We start from the raw sequence: 26,283 nt of genomic DNA, 5'->3' as shown, positions 1-26,283 counted from the left end.
TATGATATAATAACGCCAAGTTTAGCAGATGGTTGCCATGAAAACAAGTTTCAGGTTATTATTTTAAAATGAGCAATAAAACAGAATATTATTCTTCTATAGGATGATTTTCGTCCTTCGGTTCTTCACTTTTTTTCATTCCGGCATCCAATCTTTTAGGGGCAAGTACATAATATACACCAAATAATGCCACAATAATTGAAATGAGATAGAACCCGAAGCTCAGATAAACCGCCATATCTTCGGCAAGGTTAAACTGGCGGGCCAGTGTAAGGAACAGCGCGTCGCGAATACCACCACCACCCAAACTAAACGGAATAATTGCCGCCAAGGATGAGAAAAGGAATGACAGCAGGTAAGGTGCAAACTTGCCGTTAAAATCCTGCGCAAGCAGTAAGCAAACAATACAAAGCAACTGCATGCTCTGTACCCCAATGGCTTTTAAGTGCGCCTGTATAAAATTGTGGGTATATTCTTTAAAAAACTTACGGGCTACAAAGTAATAGATCACCGTGCCAACAGATACTATGCTGAGTGGCCAGCCCAAATGATACGGGAAGCTTGGTATTAAAATAACCAGGCCTACAACAATAGCGCCTATCGCCCAAAAACCACTTAACCTATCAAACAGGATAGCCCAGAATACTTTTTTGGTGGGTAAACCATAGCGTTTATGCAGCAGGTATATTTTGTAACCATCGCCACCGATACCGCCTGGTAATAACACATTATAGCACAAACCGAGGAAATACAAGCGAAGGTTAAAGCGCCAATCTAACCGTAGACCTATTGATTTAAAATAGCTCAATAACCGCCACGAAGAAAAAAGCATGGAACCAACATAACAGGCAATAGCAGCGGCAAGCCAGGCACGATCGGCATGAACTAAGCGGTATTTGATTTTTGCGAACGGAACTTTACTGAATACATAGTAAAGCAGGCCGCCGGTTACTACAATGATCAGGATTACTTTTACAACGCCCCAAAGTTTACCTTTCCAGGTTTTATGTTCGGCACCTTCGTCAATGATGTCTTCTGTTTGTGTCATTCGGCTGCAAAGCTATGTTATTTTTTTATTTCGATGTATTGGATAGTCAATTAACAAAAAAACTTCATTTTGTTTTCACCAAACATTAAAACCAGTAAATCAATTGTTTATTGTAGTGACGGTTTTTAACAGCGCGGTTTTATTGCTGTGTAACCCTAAGGTAATCTGTTAAATGATAATATTAAAACGGTGCAATCCTAACAAACAAAGTGTTACTTTTGCGCAAATTTTCAAGAGATGAGTAAAGTTAAAGTTGGTATAGTGCAAATGAGCTGTACTGCTGATAAACAGCAGAACCTGGAAAAAGCCATTGTTAAAGTAAGGGAAGCCGCCCAAAAAGGTGCGCAAGTAGTTTGTTTACAAGAACTTTTTACCTCCCTTTATTTTTGCGACGAAGAAAACTACGACAATTTTAAGCTGGCCGAAGCCATCCCAGGCCCATCGACCGACGAGCTATCGAAAGTTGCTGCCGAGCTTAACGTAGTGATCATCGCATCATTGTTTGAAAAACGTGCACAAGGCGTTTACCACAACACCACTGCTGTGCTTGATGCCGATGGCAGTTACCTGGGCAAATACCGCAAAATGCACATCCCCGATGATCCGGGCTTTTACGAAAAATTTTACTTCACCCCCGGCGATCTGGGCTACAAAGTATTCAATACCAAATATGCCCGTATCGGCGTACTGATCTGCTGGGATCAATGGTATCCTGAAGCGGCCCGCATAACCGCGCTGATGGGTGCCGATATATTATTTTACCCAACCGCTATAGGCTGGGCTACAACTCAGGATGAAGCCACCAACGTTGAACAGTACAACGCATGGCAAACCATTCAGCGTTCGCACGCGGTTGCCAACGGTATCCACGTGGTAAGCGTTAACCGTGTTGGTGAAGAAGCTGGTGTTAAATTCTGGGGAGGTTCGTTCTTCGCTAATCCGTTCGGTGCCATTATTCACCAAACTACTCACGATCAGGAAGAGGTTATTGTACAGGAATTGGATTTAGATAAGTCGGATTATTACAGGAGTCACTGGCCGTTTTTACGCGACAGGAGGATAGACAGCTATCAGCCAATTACTAAGCGTTTATTGGACGAAGATTAATTTTTGTAGTTTACAATTATAATATACCCGTCATTGCGAGGAACGAAGCAATCCCAAACTATACAGAGCCGCTCTGCTAATCGGGGATTGCTTCGTTCCTCGCAATGACGTTTTTAAGGTAATACGCTTACATTTGCATAACCAAATTATGAGCCAACAAATTTCAACCATACTAACACCCGCTTCGCAAGGCTTTTCGTTCCCTGCCGAATGGGCTAAACATACCGCTACCTGGCTAAGCTGGCCGCATAAAGAGGCTTCATGGCCGGGCAAGATTGATACCATCTACGCGCCATATATTGAATTTATAAAAGTTGTTACCGAAGGCGAGTTGGTGCGCATTAATGTAGCTAACGCCGATATGAAGGCATCTGTGATATTTCAATTGCAGAATGCCGGTGTGGATCTGAATAAGATTGAGATCTTCGAGTTTCCTACTAACGATGCCTGGTGCCGTGATCATGGTCCGGCGTTTTTGATCAACCCGGCAACCAAGCAGAAAGTTGTTGTTGATTGGGGATATAATGCCTGGGGAGGTAAATATCCTCCGTTCGATCTGGATGATGTGATCCCGACCAAAATAGGTAACCATTTCGGTTTGCCGGTATTTAATCCCGGAATTGTAATGGAAGGTGGCTCGGTTGATTTTAATGGTAAAGGCACTATTTTAACTACAACAGCCTGTCTGCTTAACAAAAACCGCAACCCGCATCTTAACCAGGCGCAGATAGAAAGCTATCTGCAAAACTACTACGGTGCCGAGCAGATACTTTGGTTAGGCGATGGTATTGTAGGCGACGATACCGATGGCCATATTGACGATATCACCCGTTTTGTAAATGAGGATACCGTAGTTACCGTTGTTGAAGAGGATAAGAATGATGATAATTATCACCTATTGCAGGAAAACCTCGAAGCGTTGAAAACCATGCGCCTGCTTAATGGCAAGCAATTAAATGTGGTTGAGTTGCCTATGCCCGAAGCAGTTATTTATGATGATACCCGTTTGCCTGCATCGTATGCTAATTTTTATATTGCTAACTCGGCTGTGATCGTGCCTACTTATCGTTCAAAAAATGATGATAAGGCGCTTGATATATTAACCCAATGCTTCCCTGACAGAAAAGTTGTTGGGATTGATAGTACAGATATTATCTGGGGGCTGGGCAGTTTTCACTGTTTGAGTCAGCAGGAGCCGGAATAAGATTTTAGAAAGCCCTTCGCTAAAACGAAGGGCTTTTTTGTGTATGAAAGCTACATTGCATGTCGGCAAAGGTTTTGTTTTAATATTATCGTAAATCACGAAATTGCTATATTCGAATCGAACTTCAACCTTTAATCATGAAAGCAACTCGTATTACACTGCCGCTTTTGATATTCCTTATAACATCCTTGCACGTTAAAGCTCAATATGTTTGCAAGTTAAAGGGAATAGTAGTTAATCGTAAAAGTACAACACTTATACTAACCAAAAAGACGGAAGATGTTCGTAATACGGGTCGACTGATTCCTATAAAAAATGGTCATTTTGAATATGCCTTTCCTTACAAGGTTGCTGAAGCCTATGAACTTACTTTTAAAGATGAGAGTGATGAAGGCTCCTGGCGTTCGATAACCTTTTTTCCGGTAAACGGAAGCATCAGCATGAAATTGCATCCTCAGCTTGAATGGGAAAAAAATACTGTAAATGGAGGAGCGTTTAATAAAGAGTATTTTGAATATTTAGCAGGGTTAGATGCTAAGTTTAAACCTTCGCGGGATAGTTTATCGAAAAAGCAAGATTTGCTTTCAGAAGCAGGTAATTATTATTCGCCGGAGATGGGTAGCGTACGAAACGAGCTGAAAAAAGAGACGGATCATGAACGTCGTACGCTAATATATCGTAAGCTAGATAGCCTTATCAAAACGGGAAATCATTTAACCAGCGAAGGTAAAATCTTACAAAGATCAAATGATACACTAAATGCTGAGATGTTGCTATATCGCTATCAGTTTATTGCTTCGCACATTGATTTTGTAGGCTATTTTCTTTTACAGGAAGATATTCTGTTTAGGAAAGATAGACCTGATATTATTAAAAACATTCAAACTCAATACCCTGTTTTTGCAGCACGGTTTCCGAATCATCCTTATACGTTGTTTATAGGGAACGCCATGAAGGGATATTTACATCTTACCGAAGGAAATAACTTCATCGATTTTTCGGCGCCCGATTTACAGGGGAAACAACATCGTATTGCCGATTTGGTGAGAGGGCGGGTTACGCTGCTTGATTTTTGGGGCTCATGGTGCGGTTCATGTATTGCCAACTCGAGTTTAATAAAGTCGGTTTATGAGTCGTTTAAAAACAAAGGATTTCAGGTGATAGGAGTAGCGCGCGAATACAAAAATACAAAAGCGTTGGCCGCTGCGCTAAAACGCTTAAAATATCCCTGGTTAAATCTACTTGAATTGGATGATAAGCATTCAATTTGGAATAAGTATGCGATAAGCAACCAGGGAGGTATGATGATATTACTTAATAAAACAGGGCAAATATTGGCCATTGATCCCAGCGCCGATCAAGTGCGTAGCATTTTATCAAAATCTCTTTGATTTTTTTGTTTCAGTTAAGTAGATAAATTTAACAACAACACCGGCAACAGCTTTGTGATAAGCTAAGGTTTAGGTTTAAAGCCGCGTGTATTTGGCTGTTACCAATGTTGTTGTTACTCTCCTTTGCCGGGTTGGGCGAATACCGATTGATTTTTACTGCTATTCTTTAGGCGACACCATCCCGATATCATTTATCGGTTTTGCGCTCCATTGCCCAACAGGCTTTTGTTTTAGGTCATCTGCTCTTCAGGCGCGGGCACCAACTTTCAAAAATTCATTTACTACCACTTCTGATACATAGCGTTTAACCCCTTCCTTATCGGTATAGCTGCGGTTGGTTAGTTTTCCTTCAATAGCTACCTCGTCGCCTTTTTTTAATAGATCTTCGGCAATTTTGGCCTGCATACCCCAAAAAATAAGATTGTGCCATTGGGTGTCGGTAATTTTTTCGCCTTTGTCGTTTTTATAGCTCTCGTTGGTAGCTATAGATAGGCGTACCATCTTTTTATCTGTATCATAAACTTTTACTTCGGGATCCATACCTAAATTGCCCACCAGGCGTACACTGTTTCTTAATGAGTTCATCGTTTTATTATTTAAATGTTTTTGGTTCGTTTGAGTTAACGATACAAAGGTGGGGTAGGGCGGAAAAATTACCCGGTTATTAACCGTTTATAGTCGATAGTATCCGTTTGTAAGCGTTTGCAAACGGATAATTTATTATTTATCTTTATAACATGAACCAGGAAAGAGTTTGCTTAGATTGCGGTACGCCCCTGCAAGGCCGTGCCGATAAAAAGTTTTGTAACGATCTGTGCCGCAACAATTATAATAATCAGCTTAACAGCAATAGCTACAATCTGGTGCGTAATATCAACAATACACTAAAGCGCAACCGCCGCATACTGGAAGAGCTAAACCCAACGGGAAAAACCAAAACCACCCGCAAAAAACTCGCTGCAAAAGGTTTCGATTTTGATTATATCACCAGTATCTATCAAACTAAAAATAATTCGACTTACTATTTTAACTACGAATATGGTTACCTGTTGCTGGATAACGACGAGGTGCTGCTGGTAAAACGGGATGGTCAGAAAGATTAGTAATAATCAAACAAAACACCCGGTAAGCACTTAATCCTATGAAGCTGCCTAAAAACGGGAGATAAACTATTACATATCCACTACGTCATTATAAGGAACGAAGCAATCGCGAACTGTACAGGAGGATATGCTTAGCTGCTCGACCTCCGTGCGATTGCTTCGTACCTCGTAGTGACGCTTTTTTTATTTTAAACAGCCTCTAAAAATCAAGGTTTTTAAAAATAAATTTTCGCAACTGAATAGTTGCGTTTATATTTGCAATCAAACGGTTGCAAATATGTGATCGTTTATCTAAGTTTAGATACCAATAAAAACCTAAAATAAAACAGTCATGACAAACGAAGCTGTGTTTACCAAAGACCTTCAAAACAAAAAGCTAAACGTAGTAAGGGCATTTGATGCTCCTATAGATCTGGTTTGGCGCGCCTGGACGGAAAGTGAAATGCTCGACCAATGGTGGGCACCAAAGCCGTACCGCGCCGAAACCAAGGAAATGGATTTCAGAGAAGGTGGTCGATGGATCTATCAGATGGTTGGTCCGGAGCATACCGAGCACTCGTCATGGTGTAAAGAGGAGTTTAAAACTATCGTAACCCCTCAAAAAATTACCAACGCGGTTTCGTTTTGCAATGAGGATGGGGTGACCGATGCCGATTTGCCCGTTATGAACTGGGAAAAGAATTTTACCGGTGAAGGAGAACGCACTACGGTTAATATCGATATATACTTTGATCAGCTAACTGATCTGGAAAAGATAGTGGGCATGGGCTTCCAGGAAGGCTTCACCGCGGGCTTAAGCAATCTGGATGATTACCTCGCCGCGGGATTTAAACTCCGTAAGGAAATGAAAACCAGTAACGCGCCTCGGGTTACCACTTACCTCAACTTCCCCGGCAATACTGAAGAAGCTTTTCTTTTTTATAAAGATGTTTTCAGGGGCGAGTTTACCGGTAAAAAACTCACCCGTTTTAGCGATATCGAGTTGCCTGCCGAGGTACAGATGAAGGAGGAAGATAAAAAACTCATCATCCACGCCGAACTAACCATTATGGGGGGCCATGTGCTGATGGCAACCGATGCTCCCGAAAGCATGGGCTTTAAACTTAACACCGGCAATAATATGCACATCAACGTAGAGCCTGAAAGCCGGGAGGAAACCGAGCGTTTGTTTAATGAGTTATCGGCAGGAGGGAAGGTAAGCATGCCGTTGGCCGATATGTTTTTTGGGGCTTACTTTGCGGAGTTGACTGATAAGTTTGGGATTAATTGGATGTTGACGTATCAGAATGTGAACCATGATTAATGGGATTTAAGGATTCGCAGGATATTTTGTCTGAACAGGGATTTGGGGGGATCTGTGGGATAGACAGGATTTTTTTCTTACGCTCATTCCAAACCTACCGTGCACCCATATCTTGTTGAGCAATAGTTTAATTAAGTCTTTTGTCATTTCGAACGAACCTGGGAGGGATTGTGTGCTGGCAGTGAGGAGAAATCTTGTACGCCATGCAAAGCGAACATGCAGGGCGTACAAGATTTCTCCTCGCGCCCCGCTTTTTCCTGCGCCTGCTCGTTCGAAATGACATCTTCTTTTATTTGTCATTCATCTTTAGTAAGATATGGGTACACGGTAGGTTTCCAACGAGTGTTTAAAACATGGGGGGCGCGATTGTATCGCGTGTCGCGCATCACAGTTGCGAACCCACATTAAGCCCTCATCACAGATGAGCGCAAGAGATCAATCTAACTTGCCACCATTCTGCTAATTCTTAAATTCTGATTCAGACAAAATCCCTTAATCCAAAAAATCCCCCAAATCCCGGTTCAACCCTTAACTCCCTGAAAATCTCAAATCTGATATCTCACATCTCATATCAAAATCCTATCTTTGCCCATGCAAGAAAAAATCCTCATTCTTGACTTTGGCTCGCAGTTCACCCAGCTTATAGCGCGCCGTGTCAGGGAGCTCAATATTTATTGTGAGATCCACCCCTTCAATCATTATCCCGAAATTGACAGCAGTGTAAAAGGTATCATCCTTTCCGGCAGTCCTTATTCTGTAAGGCAGGAAGATGCACCTCACTTTGATTTTGCGCAGTTCCATACCACTCGCCCTATTTTAGGTGTTTGCTATGGTGCACAATATGTTGCGCATTTTCATGGCGGCGAAGTATTGCCATCAAGCACCCGCGAGTACGGTCGTGCAAATTTGGAATACATTAACCAGGAAAACCCGCTGTTTAAAGATATTCCGGGCGGTTCGCAGGTTTGGATGTCGCATGGGGATACCATTGCGAGCATCGGCGATAATTTTGAGGTTATTGCCAGTACTGATAGCGTAAGGGTTGCCGCTTACCAGGTAACAGGTACGCAAACTTACGGCATCCAATTCCACCCGGAGGTTACTCATAGTATTGATGGCAAGCAGTTGTTGCAAAACTTTTTGGTTGATATTTGCGGTTGCAAACAGGATTGGACACCAGATTCGTTTATCGAAACTACAATCGCTGCCCTTCGCGAAAAATTAGGCGATGATAAAGTAGTGCTTGGTTTATCAGGCGGTGTGGATTCATCGGTAGCAGCCGTATTATTACACCATGCCATCGGTAAAAACCTACACTGTATATTTGTTGATAACGGCTTATTGCGTAAAGATGAGTACGAGCAGGTGCTTGAATCATACAAACACATGGGCCTTAACATAAAAGGCATCGATGCCAAACAACGCTTTTATGATGCGTTGGCCGGTTTGATCGATCCTGAAAAGAAACGTAAAGCTATCGGTCGTGTATTTATCGAGGTATTTGATGATGCCGCGCACGAGGTTCAGGATGTGAAATGGCTTGGCCAGGGTACTATTTACCCGGACGTGATCGAGTCGGTTTCGGTTAAAGGCCCTTCGGCTACTATCAAATCGCACCATAACGTAGGTGGTCTGCCCGATTTTATGAAGCTTAAAGTTGTTGAGCCGCTTAATACTTTATTTAAAGATGAAGTAAGGAAAGTAGGTAAAGCTTTAGGTATCGATCCTAATATTTTAGGCCGCCATCCTTTCCCTGGTCCGGGTTTGGCAATCAGGATCCTGGGTGATATCACTCCGGAAAAAGTTGCCATTTTACAGGAAGCCGATGCGATTTATATAAACAATTTACGCAGTGCCGGGGTTTACGATAAAGTTTGGCAGGCAGGCGCGATATTTTTACCGGTACAATCGGTAGGGGTAATGGGCGATGAGCGTACTTACGAGAACGTGATCTGCTTACGCGCTGTTGAATCTGTTGACGGGATGACCGCCGACTGGTGCCACTTGCCATACGATCTGCTGGCTAAGATCAGCAACGAGATCATCAACAACGTAAAAGGAATTAACCGGGTAGTATATGATATCAGCTCAAAACCGCCTGCCACTATTGAGTGGGAATAAGCGGTTATTATTTTTTACCATAGCATTGCTGCTGGCCGCATGTTCACCAAAGGTGCGGCCGGTAGCAACTACCGTAAAAAAGCCAGCTGATAACATTACCAAAAAGCCCGAAACAGCTACCGAAAAACAGCCCGAGAAAGCCGCCGAAGGTAAGGTGGCCACCATCTCCATGATCTTGCCATTTGGCCTGGAGCATTTAAACCCTGCACAGCGCTATAGTCCTGCTGGTTTGAGTAAAGCCAATATGTCTGTAGAGTATTACCAGGGTTTTAAATTAGCGTTGGATTCGCTTACCGCCGATGGAAGCAATTTTAAATTGCAGGTGTTTGATGATTCGCAGGACGAAACTATGCAAACACGGGGCCTTGCCCTAAACCCGGCTGTCCGCTCGGCCGATCTGATTGTGGGGCCTGTATTTCCGCAAAGTATCAAGGCTTTTAATGCGGCTTTATCATATTCAAAAGGGATAATCGTGTCACCGCTTTCACCAGCCAATCCGGCTACCGTTAACCGGCCTAATTTGGTTACGGTGATCCCGCCATTGGAGTACCATGCCTGGGGTGCTGCCGAATACATCAACAAAACGGTTAAGCCTAAAAAGATCTTTATTCTACGTTCCGGCTTTAACCAGGAAAAGGATTACGCTGTTAACTTTAAAAAAGCTATCGATAGCCTGAGCAAAAAAAAGGTAAAGGTAGTAACGCTGTTTGTTGTCAGGGGGAATTTGAGCAGCTTGTTGCCGCAGCTATCCAAAACAGAAAAGAACGTATTTGTTGTGCCTGCTATTGATCAGGCGTTTTTAGGTGTTACCCTGCGCTCGTTAGATACGTTGAACAAACATTACCCGGTAATGCTGTTCGGGCACCCAAACTGGGAAAAATTCAGTTTCCTGAAACCGCAGCTGTTACAACGTTTGCAAACGCATATTACCTCTACCGAAAAAATAAACTACAAATCGGGCGCGACAGTTACATTTTTACGCAACTATAGAAAGGCTTACCACGTTGAACCGACCGAATACGCCATAAAAGGTTTTGATGAAGGTTTGTATTTCGGAAAGTTGCTTTTTGCCGATAAGGGCGTGGCGGCAATTAATCAAACTGATTTTACGGGACTGCACAATAGTTTTCACTTTATCAAAAAACCTGCGTTGGGTTGGGTAAATACCCACGTAAATATATTAACATACACTAACTTTGAGTTAAAACAGGTAGAATGAAGGCTATAAACCAGCTTAAAACGTTTCAGCGAATTTTGGGTGAATACCCGGCCGATACGCCACTAAGTAAATTTTTACCAGGCTTTTATCGTCAAAACAAACAAATGGGCTCTACGGATAGGAGAGTGGCCAGCAGGTTGGTGTATAACTACTTCAGGTTAGGCAGGGCACTGCCCAATCTACCCGAAGATGAGCGCCTAATGGTTGCCGAGTTTCTGTGCAACACCCAAACCAACTCTTTCCTGCAAAACTTTAAGCCCGATTGGGCTGCCTGTGTAGGTTTTAGTGATGATGATAAGATAGCGCTTGTAAAAACCGCTTATCCCGATTTTAAACTGGAAGATGTTTTCCCCTGGAGTAATGAACTTTCGGAGGGGATAGATAAAAAAGCTTTTCTGAAATCATTCTTCTGTCAGCCCGATCTATTTATCCGCGTACGCAACGGTTATGACCATTTGGTTAAAGCCGAGCTGACCAAAGCACAGGTGGTATTTAAAGATGAAGGCAACGGCTGCTATTCCCTACCCAACGGAACCCGCTTAGAAACCATATTTGCTAAACAACATTGGTTTGAAGTTCAGGATTATTCATCGCAGCAAACAGGCAATTACTTTAAGCCGCAACGTTGGGATAGCTGGTGGGATGCCTGCGCGGCATCTGGCGGTAAATCGCTTTTACTGCACGAGGATGAGCCTAATATCAAACTGGTAGTATCTGATATCCGCGAATCGATATTAGCTAACCTGGATGAGCGTTTTCAATTAGCTGGCCTAACAAAGTATCAAAAGAAAGCGATTGATCTTACTCAGAATGTAGACCAGGTAATGCATGATTATGCTTTCGATGGCATCATCCTCGATGCGCCATGCAGCGGCGCAGGTACCTGGGGGCGTACGCCGGAAATGATAGCCCAGTTTGATATCCATAAAATCGAGTTTTTCCAAAAGCTTCAAAAAAGTATAGCCCAAAATGTAGTTAAATACCTTAAGCCGGGTAAGCCGCTTATCTATATTACCTGCTCGGCTTTTAAGGGTGAGAATGAGGACGTGGTGGATTATTTGGTGAATGAATTGGGATTGAAGCTGGAAGAGAAGGCTGTATTGAAAGGGTATGAGCGGAAGGCGGATACCATGTTTGTGGCGAGGTTGAGTCCGCCGGTGGTTTAATTATCTACATGTCATTATAAGCGTAGCGCGGCAATCGCACGGAAGTATAACCGCTTTGTTATGCTATTGCCACGTCGCGCCCAACCAATTACTACCGCGGGTTTAGCGATAGCGTAACCCGTGGGAATAACAGGTTAAGTCTCTGACTTGACCCCAATACCAACTTGCCTTCCTTTTTGTGACTTAAGTCGGAGACTTAAGTAGTTTTACACCACGGGTTACGCTATCGCTAAACCCGCGGCAGATTAGTTTTTACTCCCCCTTTAGGGGGCTGGGGGGCTACAAATGCGTATTGCTCCTAAATAACTTAATAGCTATCGCCAGCAAAATAATTCCAAAAGCCTTCCGCAGCACACTTAATCCAATAGGTCCTAATAATTTTTCAAGCCACTTAACATTTTTAAGCACCAGGTAAACAACCAGGGTATTCAACACAATGCCCACAAGGATATTCTGCGTTTGATATTGCGATTTAAGAGAAAGTAAAGTAGTCATAGTACCCGCCCCGGCAATCAGCGGGAAGGCGAGGGGCACAATCGATGCTGCTTGAGGTAATTCCTCTTTAAAAAAGTCAACACCCAGAATCATTTCCATAGCAATAATAAATATCACCAACGAACCAGCTATCGCGAACGAAGAAATATCCAGGCCTATAACCGCAAGCAGCTCATCCCCCACAAATAAAAAGGTCACCATAAGGACCAGCACGGCTATGCTTGCCTTTTCCGATTCGATATGACCTACGCGTTGCCTCAGCTGGATAATAACCGGTATAGCGCCCAAAATATCGATAATGGCAAAAAGGATCATCGTAACCGAAATGATCTCCTTAATAATAAATGGGTGCGGCATGGCTTTCGGATTTTTATTCTTTACGCTTTAACCGGAAACTTAGCAGAAACGCGGCTAAAATATAGCATGAAGATAAGAAGAAAATTGCATGTACCGATAGCAAAGCTGCAAAGCCCGCGGTGATTGGTCCGAGGGTTTGACCGATGGAAGCGTACGACTGATTGATGCCCAATATCTTGCCCTGCTCTTTATGGTCGATATGATCGGCAATAATAGCATTAAGCATCGGATTACGCAGCCCGTTGAATAGGCCGTAAATGCAAATACCAATAACAAAAGGAATAAAATGATTGGTTAAACCAGTTATAAACATTGCTGCTAAACAAAGAAAAGTAGATAGTAGCAGAATCATCGATTTGGATGAAAACCATTTGGTAAATAGCGGCACGCATAACTGCATGATGATCCCACTTACCCCGAAACCTGCGTATAGAATACCGATTTGGGTAGGATTGATCTTTAATATATCAACACTAAAAGTTTGGAACCCTATGATCATGGTAAACTGCCCCATAGTTAACAGAAAACCAGTAAAAACAGCTGTGCCAATGGTCGGCCTTTTCAAAGTTGTGATCAGCGAAGCAAAAGTGAATTTCGATTTTTCTGATGTAGTTTTAGATTTATCGGGTGGGTTGGTCTCCTTTAAAAAGAACAGGCTGCAAAGTGTTCCGATCAGCGAAATTCCCGCCGCGAAGTAAAAAGGTACCTGCATACCATATTGGTTTAAAAAACCACCAATGGCTGGCCCTATCACAAAACCAAATCCAAAAGCCGAACTCAATATGCCAAACCTTTTAGCCCGGTTATCAGGTTTGGCCGTATCAGATACCATGGCCTGCGCTACCGATACATTACCGCCGGTAAGCCCATCTAATATACGAGCAGCGAATAACATGATCATGCTGCGGGCTTCGGCAAAAAGGATGAAGGAGATACAGGTTCCTGCCAGGCTAATCACCAGTAGAGGTTTTCGCCCCCATTTGTCAGATAACGAACCCAAAATCGGAGTAGCAAAAAACTGGGCAATAGAAAATGAGGCGGTAAGTACACCCAGCGTTTCGCCGGTAATGCCAAATTTTTTACCGTACGAGTAAAGGATAGGTACAATAATGCCAAACCCCAACGAGTTGATCACACATACAAATACTAATACCCACAGGTTTTTATCGCCCTTCATTAAACGGTTTTATTGGTTAGCCAGTGAAAATTGAATGTAACAAAAAAGGTTCTGAATGCTCAGAACCTTTTTTGTTTATAATAACATTGTTATATACTATTCAACAAATTTAGGGTTGATAGGATCAGCAGCACTTTCAACTTTACCATGCCTAACGTGCGAACGTTTGATGCTATAGCCAAAGTAAACCGCGAAACCGATCAATAGCCAAACAATAAGCCTTGCCCAGTTTTCCCAACCTTCGCTGGCGATCATACACAAACAAATGATTGCCCCAAGCGGACAAACGATCATGTAGGCAGGGGTTTTAAACGGACGCTCGATGTTTGGATCTGTTCTTCTTAAAATGAAGATACCCAAACATACCAGTACGAAAGCAAATAAGGTACCAATACTCACCATATCGCCTACATATTTATCAGGAATAAAACCTGCAAATAACGATACAAACACGAAGAATAACCATTGTGATTTGTATGGTGTACGGAATTTAGGGTGCAGTTTTGAAAACACTTTAGGGATCAAGCCATCTGTACTCATGGTGTAGAATACGCGGGTTTGGCCCATCAGCATCACCAGGATCACCGAAGAGAAACCTGCCAAAATTGATACCGTAACAAACGATGCTAACCAACCATAACCAGGCATAGCGGTTTTGATAGCGTAGCTTACAGAAGCTTCTTTACCTTGAATAAGGAAATCTTTGTATGATACCAAACCGGTTAACACGTGCGAGAACAGGATGTAAAGCGCAGTACAAAATACCAACGAGATCAGGATCCCTTTTGGCATATCCCTTTGCGGGTTTTTAGCTTCCTGTGCAGCTGTTGAAACAGCGTCGAAACCGATAAAGGCGAAGAATACCACACTTGCACCGCGCAATACGCCAAGCCATCCATGGTTAAAAGTATCAGAATAATCAACCGTACCTGCACTCACTTTAATAACGCCCGCATCAGCAGGGATGGTATATGGAGTGTGGAACGCTGGGTTAATAAAGTGCCAGCCTAAACCAATTATCATTAATACGATAGCAACTTTTACAATTACGATAATGTTGTTTACAATTGCCGACTCAGCGGTACCTCGGATCAGTAATAACGTAAGCAGGAATAAAACAAAAATGGCAGGTAGGTTAACAATACCCCTGGTACCTACCTCGTTAGCATACATACCAACGGTAGTATTTGAAACTTCCATAAACGAGTGCGACCATGCGTAAGGTACATGCACGTTGAAGAAGGTTGTTAAAAACTCATTGAAATATTGCGACCAGCCAATAGCAACAGTAGCGGCACCAAGTGCATATTCAAGCACTAAATCCCAGCCAATGATCCAGGCAATAAACTCGCCCATAGTAGCATAAGAGTAGGTGTATGCCGATCCTGCGATAGGGATCATACTGGCAAACTCCGCGTAGCATAAACCTGCCAACGCGCAACCTGCAGCTGCAATAAGGAAAGAGATGGTAACGGCCGGACCGGCATGTTCGCCCGCAGCAGCAGCTGTACGCACAAAAATACCAGCACCAATAATAGCGCCAATGCCGAGTGCTATGAGTGAGCCAACACCTAAAGTACGCTTTAGGGATTTCTCAGTCTCTGCCGAAGCAGCCATTAGTTGCGCAATCGGTTTCTTGATAAATAACTTCATTTTAAATTAGTAAGATCAGTCAAAAATTAAAAATTTACATTTCCCCAAACGTACTTAAATTTATTGAAAACATAAAGAGCCGAATGAAACAACAGTTAAGTATTAATTATCAAAATATTAAGTTGTAAAAGACGAGTAAAACAGTAGTGTTTTTGGATGCAGAAATGTAGATTAAAAGGAAATAGAGAGATTGGTTTTTAACTTGTGATATTGTTTATTGGTATTACAGGTAGGTGTTGCAGTTTAGAAAGTTATGAGATAATAAGCGTTTGGAAATTCAATATTGTACATGGCTTTCAATACTGCCAACTGGGCGCTTATAGCTGCTAACTGAATCAGGGCGTTCCCGTTAGCCAACGGGCGGGCTTTTCGCTGCAAATCCTCGCCTTGCCCGCGCGCTAAGGCCACCGCGGCTGTGGGTTTTTCGCTGCAATCCCTAACGCAAATTTCGTTTTCAATTTAGCATTACGTTAATAACAACAACAACACAAAAAAATCAATCTCAATCTGCCGCGGGTTTAGCGCAGCGTAACCCATGGTGTAAAATAGCTTAAGTTTCCAACTTAAGCAACTGGAATATTGTCTGAATCAGAATTCACAGTTTAAGGATTCACAGAATCTTAAACGCTTCTATTCTGAAAATTTTAAAATTCTGTAAATTCTGATTCAGACATAAATTAACTAAGCTTTCCCGTCAGCCTTAACAATCACATGCATAGCTACTGGATGTTTATCAAAACCCTTCTGGTTACTGGCGCTTGTTTTATTAGGATGATTTAAATGCGGCGCGATAACCAACGAAACAATCGACATCAATTTGATCAAAATATTCATTGACGGTCCCGAAGTATCCTTAAAAGGATCGCCCACGGTATCACCTGTTACTGATGCTTTATGTGGTTCAGATTTTTTATAAAAGATCTCACCATTGATATCGCAACCTTTTTCGAATGATTTTTTAGCGTTATCCCATGCACCACCGGCATTGCTCTGGAAAATACCCATTAACACGCCCGATACGGTAACACCGGCCAATAAACCGCCTAATACCTCCGGACCGAACAAAAAGCCGATCACGATAGGGGTGATCAAAGCAATTAAGCCGGGAGCAACCATCTCACGGATAGAAGCCTGTGTTGAAATAGCCACGCATTTTTCGTACTCAGGCTTAGCCTTGTACTCCATAATGCCAGGAATTTCGCGGAACTGGCGACGAACCTCTTCCACCATCGACATGGCCGCGCGACCAACCGCCGAAATACACAAGGCCGAGAAAATGAACGGGATCATCCCGCCTATAAATAAACCGGCCAACACATCGGCCTTATAAATATCAATATGTTCAATACCAGCCACACCCACAAAAGCTGCGAATAGCGCCAAAGATGTTAATGCGGCCGAAGCGATAGCGAAGCCTTTACCTGTAGCGGCGGTAGTGTTACCCACGGCATCGAGGTTATCTGTACGGTGACGAACTTCTTCAGGCAAACGGCTCATTTCTGCAATACCACCGGCATTATCAGCAATAGGGCCGAAGGCGTCGATAGCTAATTGCATGGCTGTTGTAGCCATCATACCGGCTGCAGCGATAGCCACACCGTATAAACCGGCAAAGTGGTATGAACCATAAATACCGGCTGCCAATACCAAAATTGGCAACACGGTTGATTCCATACCTACCGAAAGACCGCCGATAATATTGGTAGCGTGACCGGTTGATGATTGCCTGATAATGCTTAACACCGGGCGTTTACCCATAGCAGTGTAGTACTCTGTAATGATTGACATTAAAGTACCTACAATTAGGCCTACAACAATGGCCAGAAACACCCCCGATTTGGTAAACTCAACAGCACCCGCTTTTAATACGTTCAGGCTTGCTTCGTCGCGAATAAGGTGCATACCGCCATCAGGCAGCATCCAGTTTACCACAAAGAAGGTTGCTATGGCGGTTAACACGATCGACATCCAGTTGCCCACGTTCAGGGCATTCTGCACATTCGAATCGTCGCCTTTTATTTTTACAAATGATGCGCCTACTATCGAGAATATCAGTCCTAAACCGGCAATTACCATTGGTAATAGTACCGGGGCAATACCACCGAAGGCATCTGCTGAACGGATCTCGCGGCCAAGCACCATGGTAGCCAGCATTGTAGCCACGTACGATCCAAAAAGGTCGGCACCCATACCGGCAACGTCACCTACGTTATCGCCTACGTTATCGGCAATGGTGGCTGGGTTACGTACGTCATCTTCCGGGATGCCCGCTTCAACTTTACCTACAAGGTCGGCACCTACGTCGGCCGCTTTGGTGTAAATACCACCGCCTACACGTGCAAACAAAGCGATTGATTCGGCACCTAAGGAGAAGCCTGCCAATACCTCAAGCGCTTTCTCCATCGCGTCGCCATTAACGCTGCCACCAGTACTCTTAACGTACATGGTATAAAAAACAATAAATAACGATCCTAAACCAATAATTGCAAGTCCGGCAACACCAAGGCCCATCACAGTACCGCCGGTAAACGAAACTTTTAATGCTTGTGCCAAACTGGTACGCGCTGCCTGCGTGGTGCGTACGTTAGCTTTGGTAGCTATCCGCATGCCCAAAAAGCCTGCAAAGGCCGAAAGGAAAGCGCCGATTATAAAAGAAATAGCGATAACCGGGCTTGAGTTTTCAACCGTAGTGCCCGAGTAAGCCAGCAGAATACCCGCCACGGCCACAAAATAACCGAGTATTTTCCACTCGGCACGTAAAAACGCCATAGCACCATCGGCAATGTAGCCGGCCAGTGTAGCCATTTCGCCGTCGCCGGCATCTTGTTTGGTAACCCACGCGGCTTTAACAGCCATAACCAGGATCCCGATAAGCCCAAAAACAGGAATTAAATAAATTAAGTAATTGTTCAGAAAATCCATATCACAAATTTGGTTTAGTAAGTAGTACTGCTGGTTTACACAGCGTTAAATAATAATTGGTTGTTGCAAAATAGTAATTTTATTTATTTAGCAAGCTTTCTGTCAATATTAAAGTTTTTTGAATAGTTTAGGGATTTAAACCCCTAAAACAACATATGGCGAAAAACTCATCGCAACCAAAAATGAAACACGAGCTGAGCCTGCTGGATGGCACCATGCTGGTATCAGGCTCCATGATAGGTTCAGGTATTTTTATAGTAAGTGCCGATATTACACGCAATGTGGGTTCGGCAGGCTGGCTTATCGCTATATGGTTAATAACCGGTTTTATGACACTTACCGCGGCCTTAAGCTATGGCGAATTGAGTGGTATGTTCCCTAAAGCGGGCGGCCAATACGTTTATCTGAAAGAGGCCTATAACAAGCTTACCGCGTTTTTATATGGCTGGAGTTTTTTCGCGGTAATCCAAACCGGTACTATTGCTGCGGTAGGGGTAGCCTTCAGTAAGTTTACAGCTTATTTAATACCTGCTTTTAGCGAGGATAATATACTTTTTCAGATAGGTTCTTTAAAAATAAGTGCCGCGCAAATTGTATCGATCATCCTGATCATTTGCCTTACCTACGTTAACACCCGTGGTGTTAAAGGCGGCAAGTTTATCCAAACTACGTTTACATTAACCAAACTCATCAGCTTATTTGGTTTGATAGTTTTCGGCTTGTTCGCATTTAAAGCCGATATCTGGCACGCCAACTGGACAAATGCCTGGGATTTACATAACCTCGCCAAAGACGGAACTATCACCCAGCTCACCACAGGTACAGCCTTAGGCGCTATTGCTGCAGCTATGGTAGGTTCTATCTTCAGTAGTGACGCCTGGAACAGCGTAACCTTTGTGGCCGGCGAAATGAAGAACCCTAAACGCGATGTTGCTTTAAGTATGATGTGGGGAACTATCATTGTAACTTTTATCTACGTAATGGCAAACGTTGTTTATACAGGCGTACTATCCTTACATGACATTGTTAATGCCGATAAAGACAGGGTAGCCGTATCCGCTTCGCACGTTATTTTTGGTAACGCGGGTACCTATGTTATCGCGGTGATGATCATGATCTCCACCTTTGGCTGTAACAATGGCTTGATCCTTTCTGGCGCGCGTGTTTACTATACCATGGCTAAAGACGGCGTCTTCTTTAAGAAAACCGGCAACCTGAACAAATTTGGTGTACCGCAATTTGGCTTATGGATCCAATGCGTAGTTGCCTCATTGTTATGTTTGAGCGGTCGTTATGGCGATCTGTTGGATATGATATCGTTTGTGGTGGTTATTTTTTATGTACTCACCATATTAGGAATATTCATTTTACGTGCTAAAAAGCCAGATGCCGAGAGGCCTTATAAGGCTATAGCATATCCTGTTTTACCCGCTTTGTATATTATTATGGGTATTGCATTCTGTATTTTATTGCTCGTTTATAAGCAGGATTATACCTTAATAGGATTGGGAATAGTATTAGTTGGCGTGCCGATATATTATATCTCGCAGCGCAACGTTAAAGAAGAGGATGAAGCGGTTACTGCTAATTAGTTTTTTATTTTTTGGAGGATGGGCCGAAGCACAAACGCTTCAGCAAAAGATCTCGAACGCGTTTAACCGTTTACAGGCCGATAGCCAGTGCAGTTACGCATCGGTATCGCTAACCGTATTGGATGCTAAAACCGGCGAACAGGTGTTTGCCGGTAACCCTAATATGGGTTTGGCCACGGCATCAACCTTAAAAACCATCACCAGCATTACGGCTTTTAATATTCTTGGTCCGGATTTTCAATATCAAACCCAGTTAGGTTATTCGGGCGAGATTGGCGCTGACGGAACCCTAAATGGCGATATCATCATTAAAGGAGCAGGCGACCCAACCCTGGGCAGCTGGCGCTATGAGCAAACTAAAGAGAACCGCGTACTGGCCACCATGGCCGACGCCTTGCAGAAAGCAGGCATCAAAAAGATAACCGGCAGGATCATTGGCGACGATAGTGTTTTCGGCACGCAATCCATCCCCGAAGGCTGGATCTGGCAGGATATAGGCAACTATTACGGTGCGGGCACATCAGGCCTTTGCTGGCGCGAAAACCAGTTTGATATTAAGCTGCGCACCGGTGTAGTTGGTAACCCGGTAGGCGTTCTGCGCACAGTTCCAACAATTCCATATCTAACATTCAAAAGCGAACTCATCAACGGCCCGGCAGGCAGCGGCGACAACGCTTATGCGTTTTTACCCGTTGGCAGTAAGGTGATGTACCTGCGTGGGAGTTATGCTATCGATCAGGAGAAGAAGAGCATCTCGGCTGCATTGCCGGATGCCGCTTATGATGCTGCTTTGCGCTTAAATGACACGCTCAGAAGTTTAGGCATCATCATCGGGAACGAGCCGGAATCAGCTGCTACTTTAAGTGCTAAAGGCCAGCCATTGCCGGTTATCGCTAAAAATCTGGCAACTATATCGTCGCCAACTTTAAGTAAAATAGTTTACTGGCTCAACCAAAAAAGTATCAACCTATATGCCGAGCAATTGCTTAAAACCCTCGCCTGGAAACAAGGGAAAAAGCCTACCACAGGCAATGGCGTTGATGTAGTGCAGGCTTTTTGGCAAGCCCGCGGTATCGACTCAAAAAGCATTAATATTTACGATGGCAGCGGCCTTTCGCCCGGCGATAGGGTAACTACGCTTACGCTGGCCCGCATCCTGCAATCGGCAAAAAAAGAAAGCTGGTTTGCCGATCTGTATGCGAGCCTGCCTGTTTATAACGATATGAAAATGAAAAGCGGCAGCATTAACAGCGTGCTTTGTTATGCCGGTTATCAAACCAAAAATGGCAGGGAGCTTTGCTTTTCTATCATGGTGAACAACTACAGCGGATCGAGCCACGGAATTAAAGAAAAAATGTTCAGGGTGCTTGATGAATTGAAATAGGCTCTTTACAACAATAAATAACACAACCTAACCTACACAAATAATGAAACCACTTTTTACACTACTGCTTTTGCTAAGCGGAATAACACTATTCGCGCAGCCCAACGAAAAAATTTATGGCAATTGGGTAAAGGTTCGTACTATTTATAAAGATGGTACCGAGCTTTATGATAATGATCTGTCCAAATACAGCTATACCAAATTGGTGTTGGCCAAACCCAATAAATGCACCATCGTTTTAAAGTACGATCAGTGGGGAGGAGCGGTAAGGTTTAGCGTTAATGCTGATATCCTGCAGTTTGAAACTGCCAAAGGTTTCATTATGAACCAACTACGTATTGAAAAGCTTACTGCCGATACCATGGTGCTGGTGCAACAAAATAACGATAGCTGGGATGACCCAGCCTGTGTTAAACTGTACTATGTGCCCGAAAGCGCGTTTCAAAAAGCCGAACCAATTACAGCCGAAGATATTGTGAGGATACAAAATGCTGATACTTTGTTTAACGCCAGTGAAAAGGTTTATGCAAATTTTAACAGCGAAACATCGTTTCACCAGTTGGAGCAAACATCTCTGGGCGATTTGCATAGTGAAACACCCATTAAAACCCGCTTTTTCGCAACTTTTATTATTGATAAAAATGGCGTAGCCGATAGTTTAAAAATAATTGAAGGTGTAAACCCCGATTTTGATAAGCAGTACATCAAAACTTTTTCAAAACATAAAACCCATTGGATCGCGCCTATCCGGAATGGCAAACCTGTTAGCGTACAAATGAAGGATGAATTTAGATTCGGGACGTTTGCGCCGGATATGCTTGGCCAGATGAGTCCGGCTCCTAATGCAGATGCGGCCATGAAAAGGGGCGACTATGATCTTGCTATAATAAATTATACCAAAGCTTTGAAATTTACCCCTTACATAGGCGAATACTATTATAAACGGGCATTTTGTTACCTGGCCAAGGGAAACGCGACAGATGCGTGCACCGATCTTCAAAAAGCAAAAGAATTAGGTACTTACTCTGCCAATGGTTTAATTAAACGTTTTTGTAAGTAGCGGGTACAATGTAATTTTTAATCGGGCGTTTTTATAATTAGTAATTAACCTTATAAGCCTAATTATGAAAATCTTATCCTTAACACCGCACAAGCGTATCACTTACACGCCGGGAATGATCAGCCTGTTGTTATTGCCCGTATTTTGCCTCATGTTTTTACATCAGCATAAAGCCTTTACTAAGTTAAATGGCATGAGCGTAGTATTTATGGACGATGACTGGAACCGTAAGCTTCCGGCTAAGTATCAGTTCCGGTTTCAAGACGCGCGAAGTTATATTGCCGTTAATTTTAGCGGAAACACAGCAGGCGACCAATCATTACTTGATTTTGCGAGATCAGAAATTAAAACTCTGATCCGCACTCAAAATAAAACTTTAGGCATCCGTTTTCATTTTAACAGCAAAACACAGTATCAAACATTTGTAAGTGCTATCGATATGTGTTCGGTAGACGATGGAATTAGCTGGGCATCTTATCATGATGATATTTATGTGCTGTATTCTAAGCGATAAATGCCAACTTTGCCTGCATGACCCAATTGAGTTTTTATTTCTCCAATACCCTCTATAAAAGCATAGGTATAGAACAAGCTTCAGTAATTAGTTTTATAACTGAAATATTAAAAACGCCCGATAGTAAAGGGAAACCTAATTTAGCTAAACTGACATTTAATCTTCGCTTTAATCACGCAGCTGAAGGTGGATCGCCTGAGATTGCAGATTTAGAAATAACCAATGCCGTATATGACGTTGAAACACAAAAAGGGCAGATCTCTCTAAGGTACCGGGTTGAGCGGCATTACACCTGCTCGGATGTAAAAAGCCAGCAAAGGCATACTGAAGTTTGCCCGTTTGAGATCAACTTAGATGAAAGTGCGCTGCTACTGCAGATTCCTGAAGATGAAAGCCGGGATACGGTATTTGAACTTTAAAAAAGCCGGATATTTTGTAGGTTTACTATCAAATTAAAACCTGTTTATGAAAAAGATCAATGCTGTAATATTTTCCGCGTTTGTTGCCATATCGCTGTTCGCGTGCAAAAGCAAAACCAACCCGGCTGATGATGTGCAGGCTATCAAATTTAAATTTACGGAGCTTGGCCGCCAAACCCAGTTCAGGATGATCTGCAATAAATTTGACTTCTACTTCCCCGAAGCAAAAGAAAAACACTTTGATAAAAAGCCGGGGATTGACAGCGTTATGCAGTTATTAACCAACCTTAAAGTAGTAAACGATGGTACCGAGCCAGATGTGCGAGGCAAGATCTATATCACCCACAGCAACAAGGCTGTAGATACGCTATGTGTTGGTGTTAAGCTGCTAAACTATAAAGGAGTGGTTTACGAAACGCCGCAGGAGTTGTTGGCGTTGATACAGAAATAGTATAGGGTAATAAATAAAACGTCATTGCGAGGTACGAAGCAATTCCCTATTTACAGGTCGGACTTGCATAGCCTCTCTGCATATTGGGGATTGCTTCGTACCTCGCAATGACGTTTTTTAGAGAAAAGCTACCGAGAGGTAGCTTTCTGATCATACGCCTACTTACGCGTAAGTAACGCTCAAAGTAATTGGCACGCTAAGTGCTTTTGAAATGATACAGCCCGATTTTGCACCCTCGGCAATTTGTTTAAACTGCTCTTCAGATACGCCATCAATAGCTGATCCTTTTAACTCTAAATGGATGCCGGTTACTTCTAAAGCCTGCATGTCCAGGTCAAGGATAGCGTCGGTAGTCAGATCATTTGGAGTAAAACCGGCTTGGGTTAAGGCGGCGCCAACAGCCATGGTAAAGCAACCAGCATGTGCGGCGGCTAATAATTCTTCAGGGTTGGTACCGATGCCATCGGCAAAACGGGTTTTAAATGAATACTGGGTTTTGTTTAAAACAGTGCTCTGGGTAGTGATCTCACCCTGACCTGCCTGTAATGTGCCGTTCCAATGCGCGTTTGCTGTACGTTTCATAGTTTGTGGTTTTTGTATATGGTTTTTAGTTTACAGATCATGATTAATGATCTATAGTTGTTTGTTTCTTTTAATTGCCGGGGCCTTGCGTTCTCGAAAATGGACTTTGAGCATCTCCATTACTTACTCCATTTAGCCCGCTCATACTGTACCGGCCATTTCGCGTCTGCGCCAAGTTCATGCGCGGCACGGAGCGCAAAATGCGGATCGCGAAGCATTTCCCTGGCAAGAAATACCAGGTCGGCCTGCTCATTTTTTACGATATCATCGGCCTGGTGCGGTTCGGTGATCAAACCCACCGCTCCTGTAAGTATAGCGCTTTCTTTTTTAACTTTTGCGGCAAATTCAACTTGATAACCGGGTGTTAATGGTATTTTAACATTTGGGATGTTGCCGCCGGTTGAGCAATCGATCAGGTCGACACCTTTATCTTTTAAAATTTTGGCCAAGGCAACAGAGTCGTCGGCAGTCCAACCTCCCTCAACCCATTCCGTAGCCGAAATGCGGACAAACAGCAGATTTTCGGACGGCCATACTTGTTTAACTTCTTCAATAATTTCCAACAATAAGCGGATGCGGTTTTCAAAACTGCCGCCATATTCATCCGTGCGTTTGTTGCTGAATGGCGATAGGAACTGGTTGATCAGGTAACCATGCGCCCCATGCAATTCTATCACCTCGAAACCCGCTGCAATAGCCCTAACAGTAGCGGCTTTAAAATCGGCTTTCACCTTTTCAATACCTGCTTTATCAAGCGCTATAGGTGCTTCTTCAGTATCAGTAAATGGCACATCACTTGCCGAAACAGTTTTCCAGCCATTAGGCTGATCGGATGCGATCTGTTTGCCGCCAACCCAAGGTTGTTCATGGCTTGCCTTCCTGCCGGCATGCGCCAATTGCATACCAGCAACAGCGCCTTGAGCTTTAATAAAATCGGTGATCTGTTTTAACTTTTCAATGTGCTCATCTTTGTAGATCCCCAGATCGGCAAATGTAATGCGGCCTTCGGGCGATACTGCTGCAGCTTCGGTAATGATTAAACCGGCACCACCTGTAGCGAAGCTGCCTAAGTGTACCAGGTGCCAGTCGTTAGCAAAGCCGTCAACGCTCGAGTATTCGCACATGGGCGATACCACGATGCGGTTTTTAAGTTCGATGTTTTTTATTTTGAGGGGAGAAAACAGTGCAGACATATGTATTTGTTTTTTACAAATATGCTTAACAACACGCGGTACAGGCGCAGGGTTTTTGTAAAATAAATATAGGGTTAAAGAAAATGACCGTAGATTGTTTTTTGGGGTGGGGATTACACCGATTGATTTTTGATTACACCGATTTTGACTGTTGATGTTTTTGATTTCGTTTTTTTTGAACCTTGATTTATCTGATTTAGGAATTAGCAGGATGTTATTGTTGGTGGATAGATTTCTTATAGTTTATTACATTTACCGCTATGTCTGTTACTACCCGTTTGGCAACTTTTGATGATGTTCTGGCATTGCAGCAACTTATAGCTTTGTCGGTTCGTGGGTTAAGTGTGAATTATAATACCCCTCAGCAAATTGAAAGTGCTATTAAATATATTTTTGGTGTAGATACCCAGCTGGTTACCGATGGTACTTATTATGTGGCCGAGCTGGATGGCGTTACTGTTGGCTGCGGTGGATGGAGTAAGCGCAATACACTTTATGGAGGCGATCAGCATAAAGAAGTTGAAGACCCGCTGCTTAACCCGGAGGTGGATGCAGCCCGGATCCGGGCGTTTTTTGTTCACCCGGATTATGCGCGTCAGGGGATTGGTAGCCATATTATGAAAGTTTGCGAAGCCGCCGCGCAACACGCTGGCTTTAAAAGCCTGCAACTGGGGGCAACGCTTCCGGGTGTGCCACTTTACGAAGCTATGGGCTATAAAGCCATCGAACATATTGAACAACCTATGCCCGATGGCGAGGTGCTACCCATTGTTAAAATGTACAAAGCCTTGTAGGCAAAAGCTTATATTTACTTATTGCAGG

The 26,283-nt window shown here is 43.3% G+C and carries 24 protein-coding genes; 15 read left to right on the top strand and 9 right to left on the bottom strand.

Annotated elements, in window-relative coordinates:
- Positions 1 to 88: 88 nt before the first annotated feature.
- On the bottom strand, positions 89 to 1,048 hold the full coding sequence (locus AAFN85_RS07690; protein WP_347526527.1) for a lysylphosphatidylglycerol synthase transmembrane domain-containing protein: 960 nt from the start codon (positions 1,046 to 1,048) through the stop codon (positions 89 to 91).
- A 237-nt stretch (positions 1,049 to 1,285) separates the two neighbouring features.
- Between AAFN85_RS07690 and AAFN85_RS07685 the strand changes: the two genes are divergently transcribed.
- From AAFN85_RS07685 to AAFN85_RS07675, 3 genes are all read left to right on the top strand, one after another.
- On the top strand, positions 1,286 to 2,155 hold the full coding sequence (locus AAFN85_RS07685) for a carbon-nitrogen hydrolase (RefSeq protein WP_347526526.1): 870 nt from the start codon (positions 1,286 to 1,288) through the stop codon (positions 2,153 to 2,155).
- Positions 2,156 to 2,303: 148 nt separating this feature from the next.
- Positions 2,304 to 3,359, top strand: coding sequence for an agmatine deiminase family protein (locus AAFN85_RS07680; protein WP_347526525.1), 1,056 nt, complete (start codon positions 2,304 to 2,306; stop codon positions 3,357 to 3,359).
- Positions 3,360 to 3,496: 137 nt separating this feature from the next.
- Positions 3,497 to 4,750: a TlpA disulfide reductase family protein gene (locus tag AAFN85_RS07675; RefSeq protein WP_347526524.1), complete on the top strand. Its 1,254-nt coding sequence runs from the start codon at positions 3,497 to 3,499 to the stop codon at positions 4,748 to 4,750.
- A gap of 246 nt (positions 4,751 to 4,996) precedes the next feature.
- Here AAFN85_RS07675 and ssb read toward each other — a convergent pair whose 3' ends face one another.
- Complete coding sequence (ssb, locus tag AAFN85_RS07670; protein ID WP_347526523.1) at positions 4,997 to 5,335, bottom strand: single-stranded DNA-binding protein; 339 nt, start codon at positions 5,333 to 5,335, stop codon at positions 4,997 to 4,999.
- Positions 5,336 to 5,487: 152 nt separating this feature from the next.
- Here ssb and AAFN85_RS07665 point away from each other — a divergent pair, with 152 nt between their 5' ends.
- From AAFN85_RS07665 to AAFN85_RS07645, 5 genes are all read left to right on the top strand, one after another.
- Positions 5,488 to 5,853: a hypothetical protein gene (locus AAFN85_RS07665; protein ID WP_347526521.1), complete on the top strand. Its 366-nt coding sequence runs from the start codon at positions 5,488 to 5,490 to the stop codon at positions 5,851 to 5,853.
- 331 nt (positions 5,854 to 6,184) lie between these two features.
- Positions 6,185 to 7,156 carry an SRPBCC domain-containing protein gene (locus AAFN85_RS07660; protein WP_347526520.1) on the top strand — a complete coding sequence of 324 codons (972 nt, stop codon included), beginning with the start codon at positions 6,185 to 6,187 and terminating at the stop codon, positions 7,154 to 7,156.
- A gap of 591 nt (positions 7,157 to 7,747) precedes the next feature.
- On the top strand, positions 7,748 to 9,277 hold the full coding sequence (gene guaA / locus AAFN85_RS07655) for a glutamine-hydrolyzing GMP synthase (protein WP_347526519.1): 1,530 nt from the start codon (positions 7,748 to 7,750) through the stop codon (positions 9,275 to 9,277).
- Positions 9,234 to 10,496, top strand: coding sequence for a hypothetical protein (locus tag AAFN85_RS07650; RefSeq protein ID WP_347526518.1), 1,263 nt, complete (start codon positions 9,234 to 9,236; stop codon positions 10,494 to 10,496). Before guaA ends, AAFN85_RS07650 begins: the two co-directional genes overlap by 44 nt.
- Positions 10,493 to 11,662, top strand: a complete 1,170-nt coding sequence (locus AAFN85_RS07645) for an RsmB/NOP family class I SAM-dependent RNA methyltransferase (RefSeq protein WP_347526517.1) — start codon at positions 10,493 to 10,495, stop codon at positions 11,660 to 11,662. The genes AAFN85_RS07650 and AAFN85_RS07645 overlap by 4 nt, the downstream gene beginning before the upstream one ends.
- Positions 11,663 to 11,941: 279 nt before the next feature.
- Here AAFN85_RS07645 and AAFN85_RS07640 read toward each other — a convergent pair whose 3' ends face one another.
- From AAFN85_RS07640 to AAFN85_RS07620, 5 genes are all read right to left on the bottom strand, one after another.
- Entirely contained in the window at positions 11,942 to 12,514 is a 573-nt protein-coding gene (locus tag AAFN85_RS07640; protein ID WP_347526516.1) for a MarC family protein, read from the bottom strand.
- A 13-nt stretch (positions 12,515 to 12,527) separates the two neighbouring features.
- Positions 12,528 to 13,691 (bottom strand): MFS transporter, encoded by a 1,164-nt coding sequence (locus AAFN85_RS07635; RefSeq protein ID WP_347526515.1) that lies wholly within the window; start codon positions 13,689 to 13,691, stop codon positions 12,528 to 12,530.
- Between the two features lie 96 nt (positions 13,692 to 13,787).
- Complete coding sequence (locus AAFN85_RS07630) at positions 13,788 to 15,344, bottom strand: amino acid permease (RefSeq protein WP_347526514.1); 1,557 nt, start codon at positions 15,342 to 15,344, stop codon at positions 13,788 to 13,790.
- Positions 15,345 to 15,587: 243 nt separating this feature from the next.
- Positions 15,588 to 15,752 carry a hypothetical protein gene (locus AAFN85_RS07625; RefSeq protein WP_347526513.1) on the bottom strand — a complete coding sequence of 55 codons (165 nt, stop codon included), beginning with the start codon at positions 15,750 to 15,752 and terminating at the stop codon, positions 15,588 to 15,590.
- Positions 15,753 to 16,025: 273 nt separating this feature from the next.
- Complete coding sequence (locus tag AAFN85_RS07620; protein ID WP_347526512.1) at positions 16,026 to 18,266, bottom strand: sodium-translocating pyrophosphatase; 2,241 nt, start codon at positions 18,264 to 18,266, stop codon at positions 16,026 to 16,028.
- 155 nt (positions 18,267 to 18,421) lie between these two features.
- Between AAFN85_RS07620 and AAFN85_RS07615 the strand changes: the two genes are divergently transcribed.
- The 6 genes from AAFN85_RS07615 to AAFN85_RS07590 all read left to right on the top strand — a co-directional run bounded on the left by AAFN85_RS07615 (position 18,422) and on the right by AAFN85_RS07590 (position 23,686).
- Positions 18,422 to 19,858: an amino acid permease gene (locus AAFN85_RS07615; protein WP_347526510.1), complete on the top strand. Its 1,437-nt coding sequence runs from the start codon at positions 18,422 to 18,424 to the stop codon at positions 19,856 to 19,858.
- Positions 19,836 to 21,242 carry a D-alanyl-D-alanine carboxypeptidase/D-alanyl-D-alanine-endopeptidase gene (gene dacB, locus AAFN85_RS07610; protein WP_347526509.1) on the top strand — a complete coding sequence of 469 codons (1,407 nt, stop codon included), beginning with the start codon at positions 19,836 to 19,838 and terminating at the stop codon, positions 21,240 to 21,242. The genes AAFN85_RS07615 and dacB overlap by 23 nt, the downstream gene beginning before the upstream one ends.
- 43 nt (positions 21,243 to 21,285) lie before the next feature.
- The gene (locus AAFN85_RS07605) at positions 21,286 to 22,302 is read left to right on the top strand and encodes an energy transducer TonB (protein WP_347526508.1); all 1,017 of its coding nucleotides are present in this window, start codon (positions 21,286 to 21,288) and stop codon (positions 22,300 to 22,302) included.
- 64 nt (positions 22,303 to 22,366) lie between these two features.
- Positions 22,367 to 22,816 (top strand): hypothetical protein, encoded by a 450-nt coding sequence (locus tag AAFN85_RS07600; protein ID WP_347526507.1) that lies wholly within the window; start codon positions 22,367 to 22,369, stop codon positions 22,814 to 22,816.
- A gap of 26 nt (positions 22,817 to 22,842) precedes the next feature.
- A complete protein-coding gene (locus tag AAFN85_RS07595; protein ID WP_347526506.1) occupies positions 22,843 to 23,235 on the top strand; it encodes a hypothetical protein in 393 nt (130 codons plus the stop codon).
- Between the two features lie 46 nt (positions 23,236 to 23,281).
- Positions 23,282 to 23,686 carry a hypothetical protein gene (locus tag AAFN85_RS07590; RefSeq protein WP_347526505.1) on the top strand — a complete coding sequence of 135 codons (405 nt, stop codon included), beginning with the start codon at positions 23,282 to 23,284 and terminating at the stop codon, positions 23,684 to 23,686.
- Between the two features lie 162 nt (positions 23,687 to 23,848).
- Here AAFN85_RS07590 and AAFN85_RS07585 read toward each other — a convergent pair whose 3' ends face one another.
- Positions 23,849 to 24,268 (bottom strand): OsmC family peroxiredoxin, encoded by a 420-nt coding sequence (locus AAFN85_RS07585; RefSeq protein ID WP_347526504.1) that lies wholly within the window; start codon positions 24,266 to 24,268, stop codon positions 23,849 to 23,851.
- Between the two features lie 119 nt (positions 24,269 to 24,387).
- Positions 24,388 to 25,461, bottom strand: a complete 1,074-nt coding sequence (locus AAFN85_RS07580; RefSeq protein WP_347526503.1) for an NADH:flavin oxidoreductase/NADH oxidase — start codon at positions 25,459 to 25,461, stop codon at positions 24,388 to 24,390.
- Between the two features lie 260 nt (positions 25,462 to 25,721).
- Between AAFN85_RS07580 and AAFN85_RS07575 the strand changes: the two genes are divergently transcribed.
- Positions 25,722 to 26,255: a GNAT family N-acetyltransferase gene (locus AAFN85_RS07575; RefSeq protein WP_347526502.1), complete on the top strand. Its 534-nt coding sequence runs from the start codon at positions 25,722 to 25,724 to the stop codon at positions 26,253 to 26,255.
- The last annotated feature ends 28 nt before the right edge of the window (positions 26,256 to 26,283 follow it).

The sequence above is a fragment of the Mucilaginibacter sp. CAU 1740 genome (assembly GCF_039839285.1).
Lineage (GTDB): Bacteria > Bacteroidota > Bacteroidia > Sphingobacteriales > Sphingobacteriaceae > Mucilaginibacter.
Note: the sequence above shows the minus strand (reverse complement) of the source record. Positions and strands in the feature narration are given on the sequence as shown.

Bases quoted from the DNA above. Each gene is read 5' to 3' on its own strand.
- AAFN85_RS07615 (WP_347526510.1), top strand. From the start codon at position 18,422: ATGGCGAAAAACTCATCGCAACCAAAAATGAAACACGAGCTGAGCCTG.
- AAFN85_RS07630 (WP_347526514.1), bottom strand. From the start codon at position 15,344: ATGAAGTTATTTATCAAGAAACCGATTGCGCAACTAATGGCTGCTTCG.
- AAFN85_RS07685 (WP_347526526.1), top strand. From the start codon at position 1,286: ATGAGTAAAGTTAAAGTTGGTATAGTGCAAATGAGCTGTACTGCTGAT.
- AAFN85_RS07605 (WP_347526508.1), top strand. From the start codon at position 21,286: ATGAAACCACTTTTTACACTACTGCTTTTGCTAAGCGGAATAACACTA.
- AAFN85_RS07585 (WP_347526504.1), bottom strand. From the start codon at position 24,268: ATGAAACGTACAGCAAACGCGCATTGGAACGGCACATTACAGGCAGGT.
- AAFN85_RS07635 (WP_347526515.1), bottom strand. From the start codon at position 13,691: ATGAAGGGCGATAAAAACCTGTGGGTATTAGTATTTGTATGTGTGATC.
- AAFN85_RS07645 (WP_347526517.1), top strand. From the start codon at position 10,493: ATGAAGGCTATAAACCAGCTTAAAACGTTTCAGCGAATTTTGGGTGAA.
- AAFN85_RS07620 (WP_347526512.1), bottom strand. From the start codon at position 18,266: ATGGATTTTCTGAACAATTACTTAATTTATTTAATTCCTGTTTTTGGG.
- AAFN85_RS07675 (WP_347526524.1), top strand. From the start codon at position 3,497: ATGAAAGCAACTCGTATTACACTGCCGCTTTTGATATTCCTTATAACA.
- AAFN85_RS07590 (WP_347526505.1), top strand. From the start codon at position 23,282: ATGAAAAAGATCAATGCTGTAATATTTTCCGCGTTTGTTGCCATATCG.
- AAFN85_RS07650 (WP_347526518.1), top strand. From the start codon at position 9,234: ATGATATCAGCTCAAAACCGCCTGCCACTATTGAGTGGGAATAAGCGG.
- AAFN85_RS07580 (WP_347526503.1), bottom strand. From the start codon at position 25,461: ATGTCTGCACTGTTTTCTCCCCTCAAAATAAAAAACATCGAACTTAAA.
- AAFN85_RS07600 (WP_347526507.1), top strand. From the start codon at position 22,367: ATGAAAATCTTATCCTTAACACCGCACAAGCGTATCACTTACACGCCG.
- ssb (WP_347526523.1), bottom strand. From the start codon at position 5,335: ATGAACTCATTAAGAAACAGTGTACGCCTGGTGGGCAATTTAGGTATG.
- AAFN85_RS07660 (WP_347526520.1), top strand. From the start codon at position 6,185: ATGACAAACGAAGCTGTGTTTACCAAAGACCTTCAAAACAAAAAGCTA.
- AAFN85_RS07640 (WP_347526516.1), bottom strand. From the start codon at position 12,514: ATGCCGCACCCATTTATTATTAAGGAGATCATTTCGGTTACGATGATC.
- dacB (WP_347526509.1), top strand. From the start codon at position 19,836: ATGAAGCGGTTACTGCTAATTAGTTTTTTATTTTTTGGAGGATGGGCC.
- AAFN85_RS07665 (WP_347526521.1), top strand. From the start codon at position 5,488: ATGAACCAGGAAAGAGTTTGCTTAGATTGCGGTACGCCCCTGCAAGGC.
- AAFN85_RS07690 (WP_347526527.1), bottom strand. From the start codon at position 1,048: ATGACACAAACAGAAGACATCATTGACGAAGGTGCCGAACATAAAACC.
- AAFN85_RS07680 (WP_347526525.1), top strand. From the start codon at position 2,304: ATGAGCCAACAAATTTCAACCATACTAACACCCGCTTCGCAAGGCTTT.
- AAFN85_RS07575 (WP_347526502.1), top strand. From the start codon at position 25,722: ATGTCTGTTACTACCCGTTTGGCAACTTTTGATGATGTTCTGGCATTG.
- guaA (WP_347526519.1), top strand. From the start codon at position 7,748: ATGCAAGAAAAAATCCTCATTCTTGACTTTGGCTCGCAGTTCACCCAG.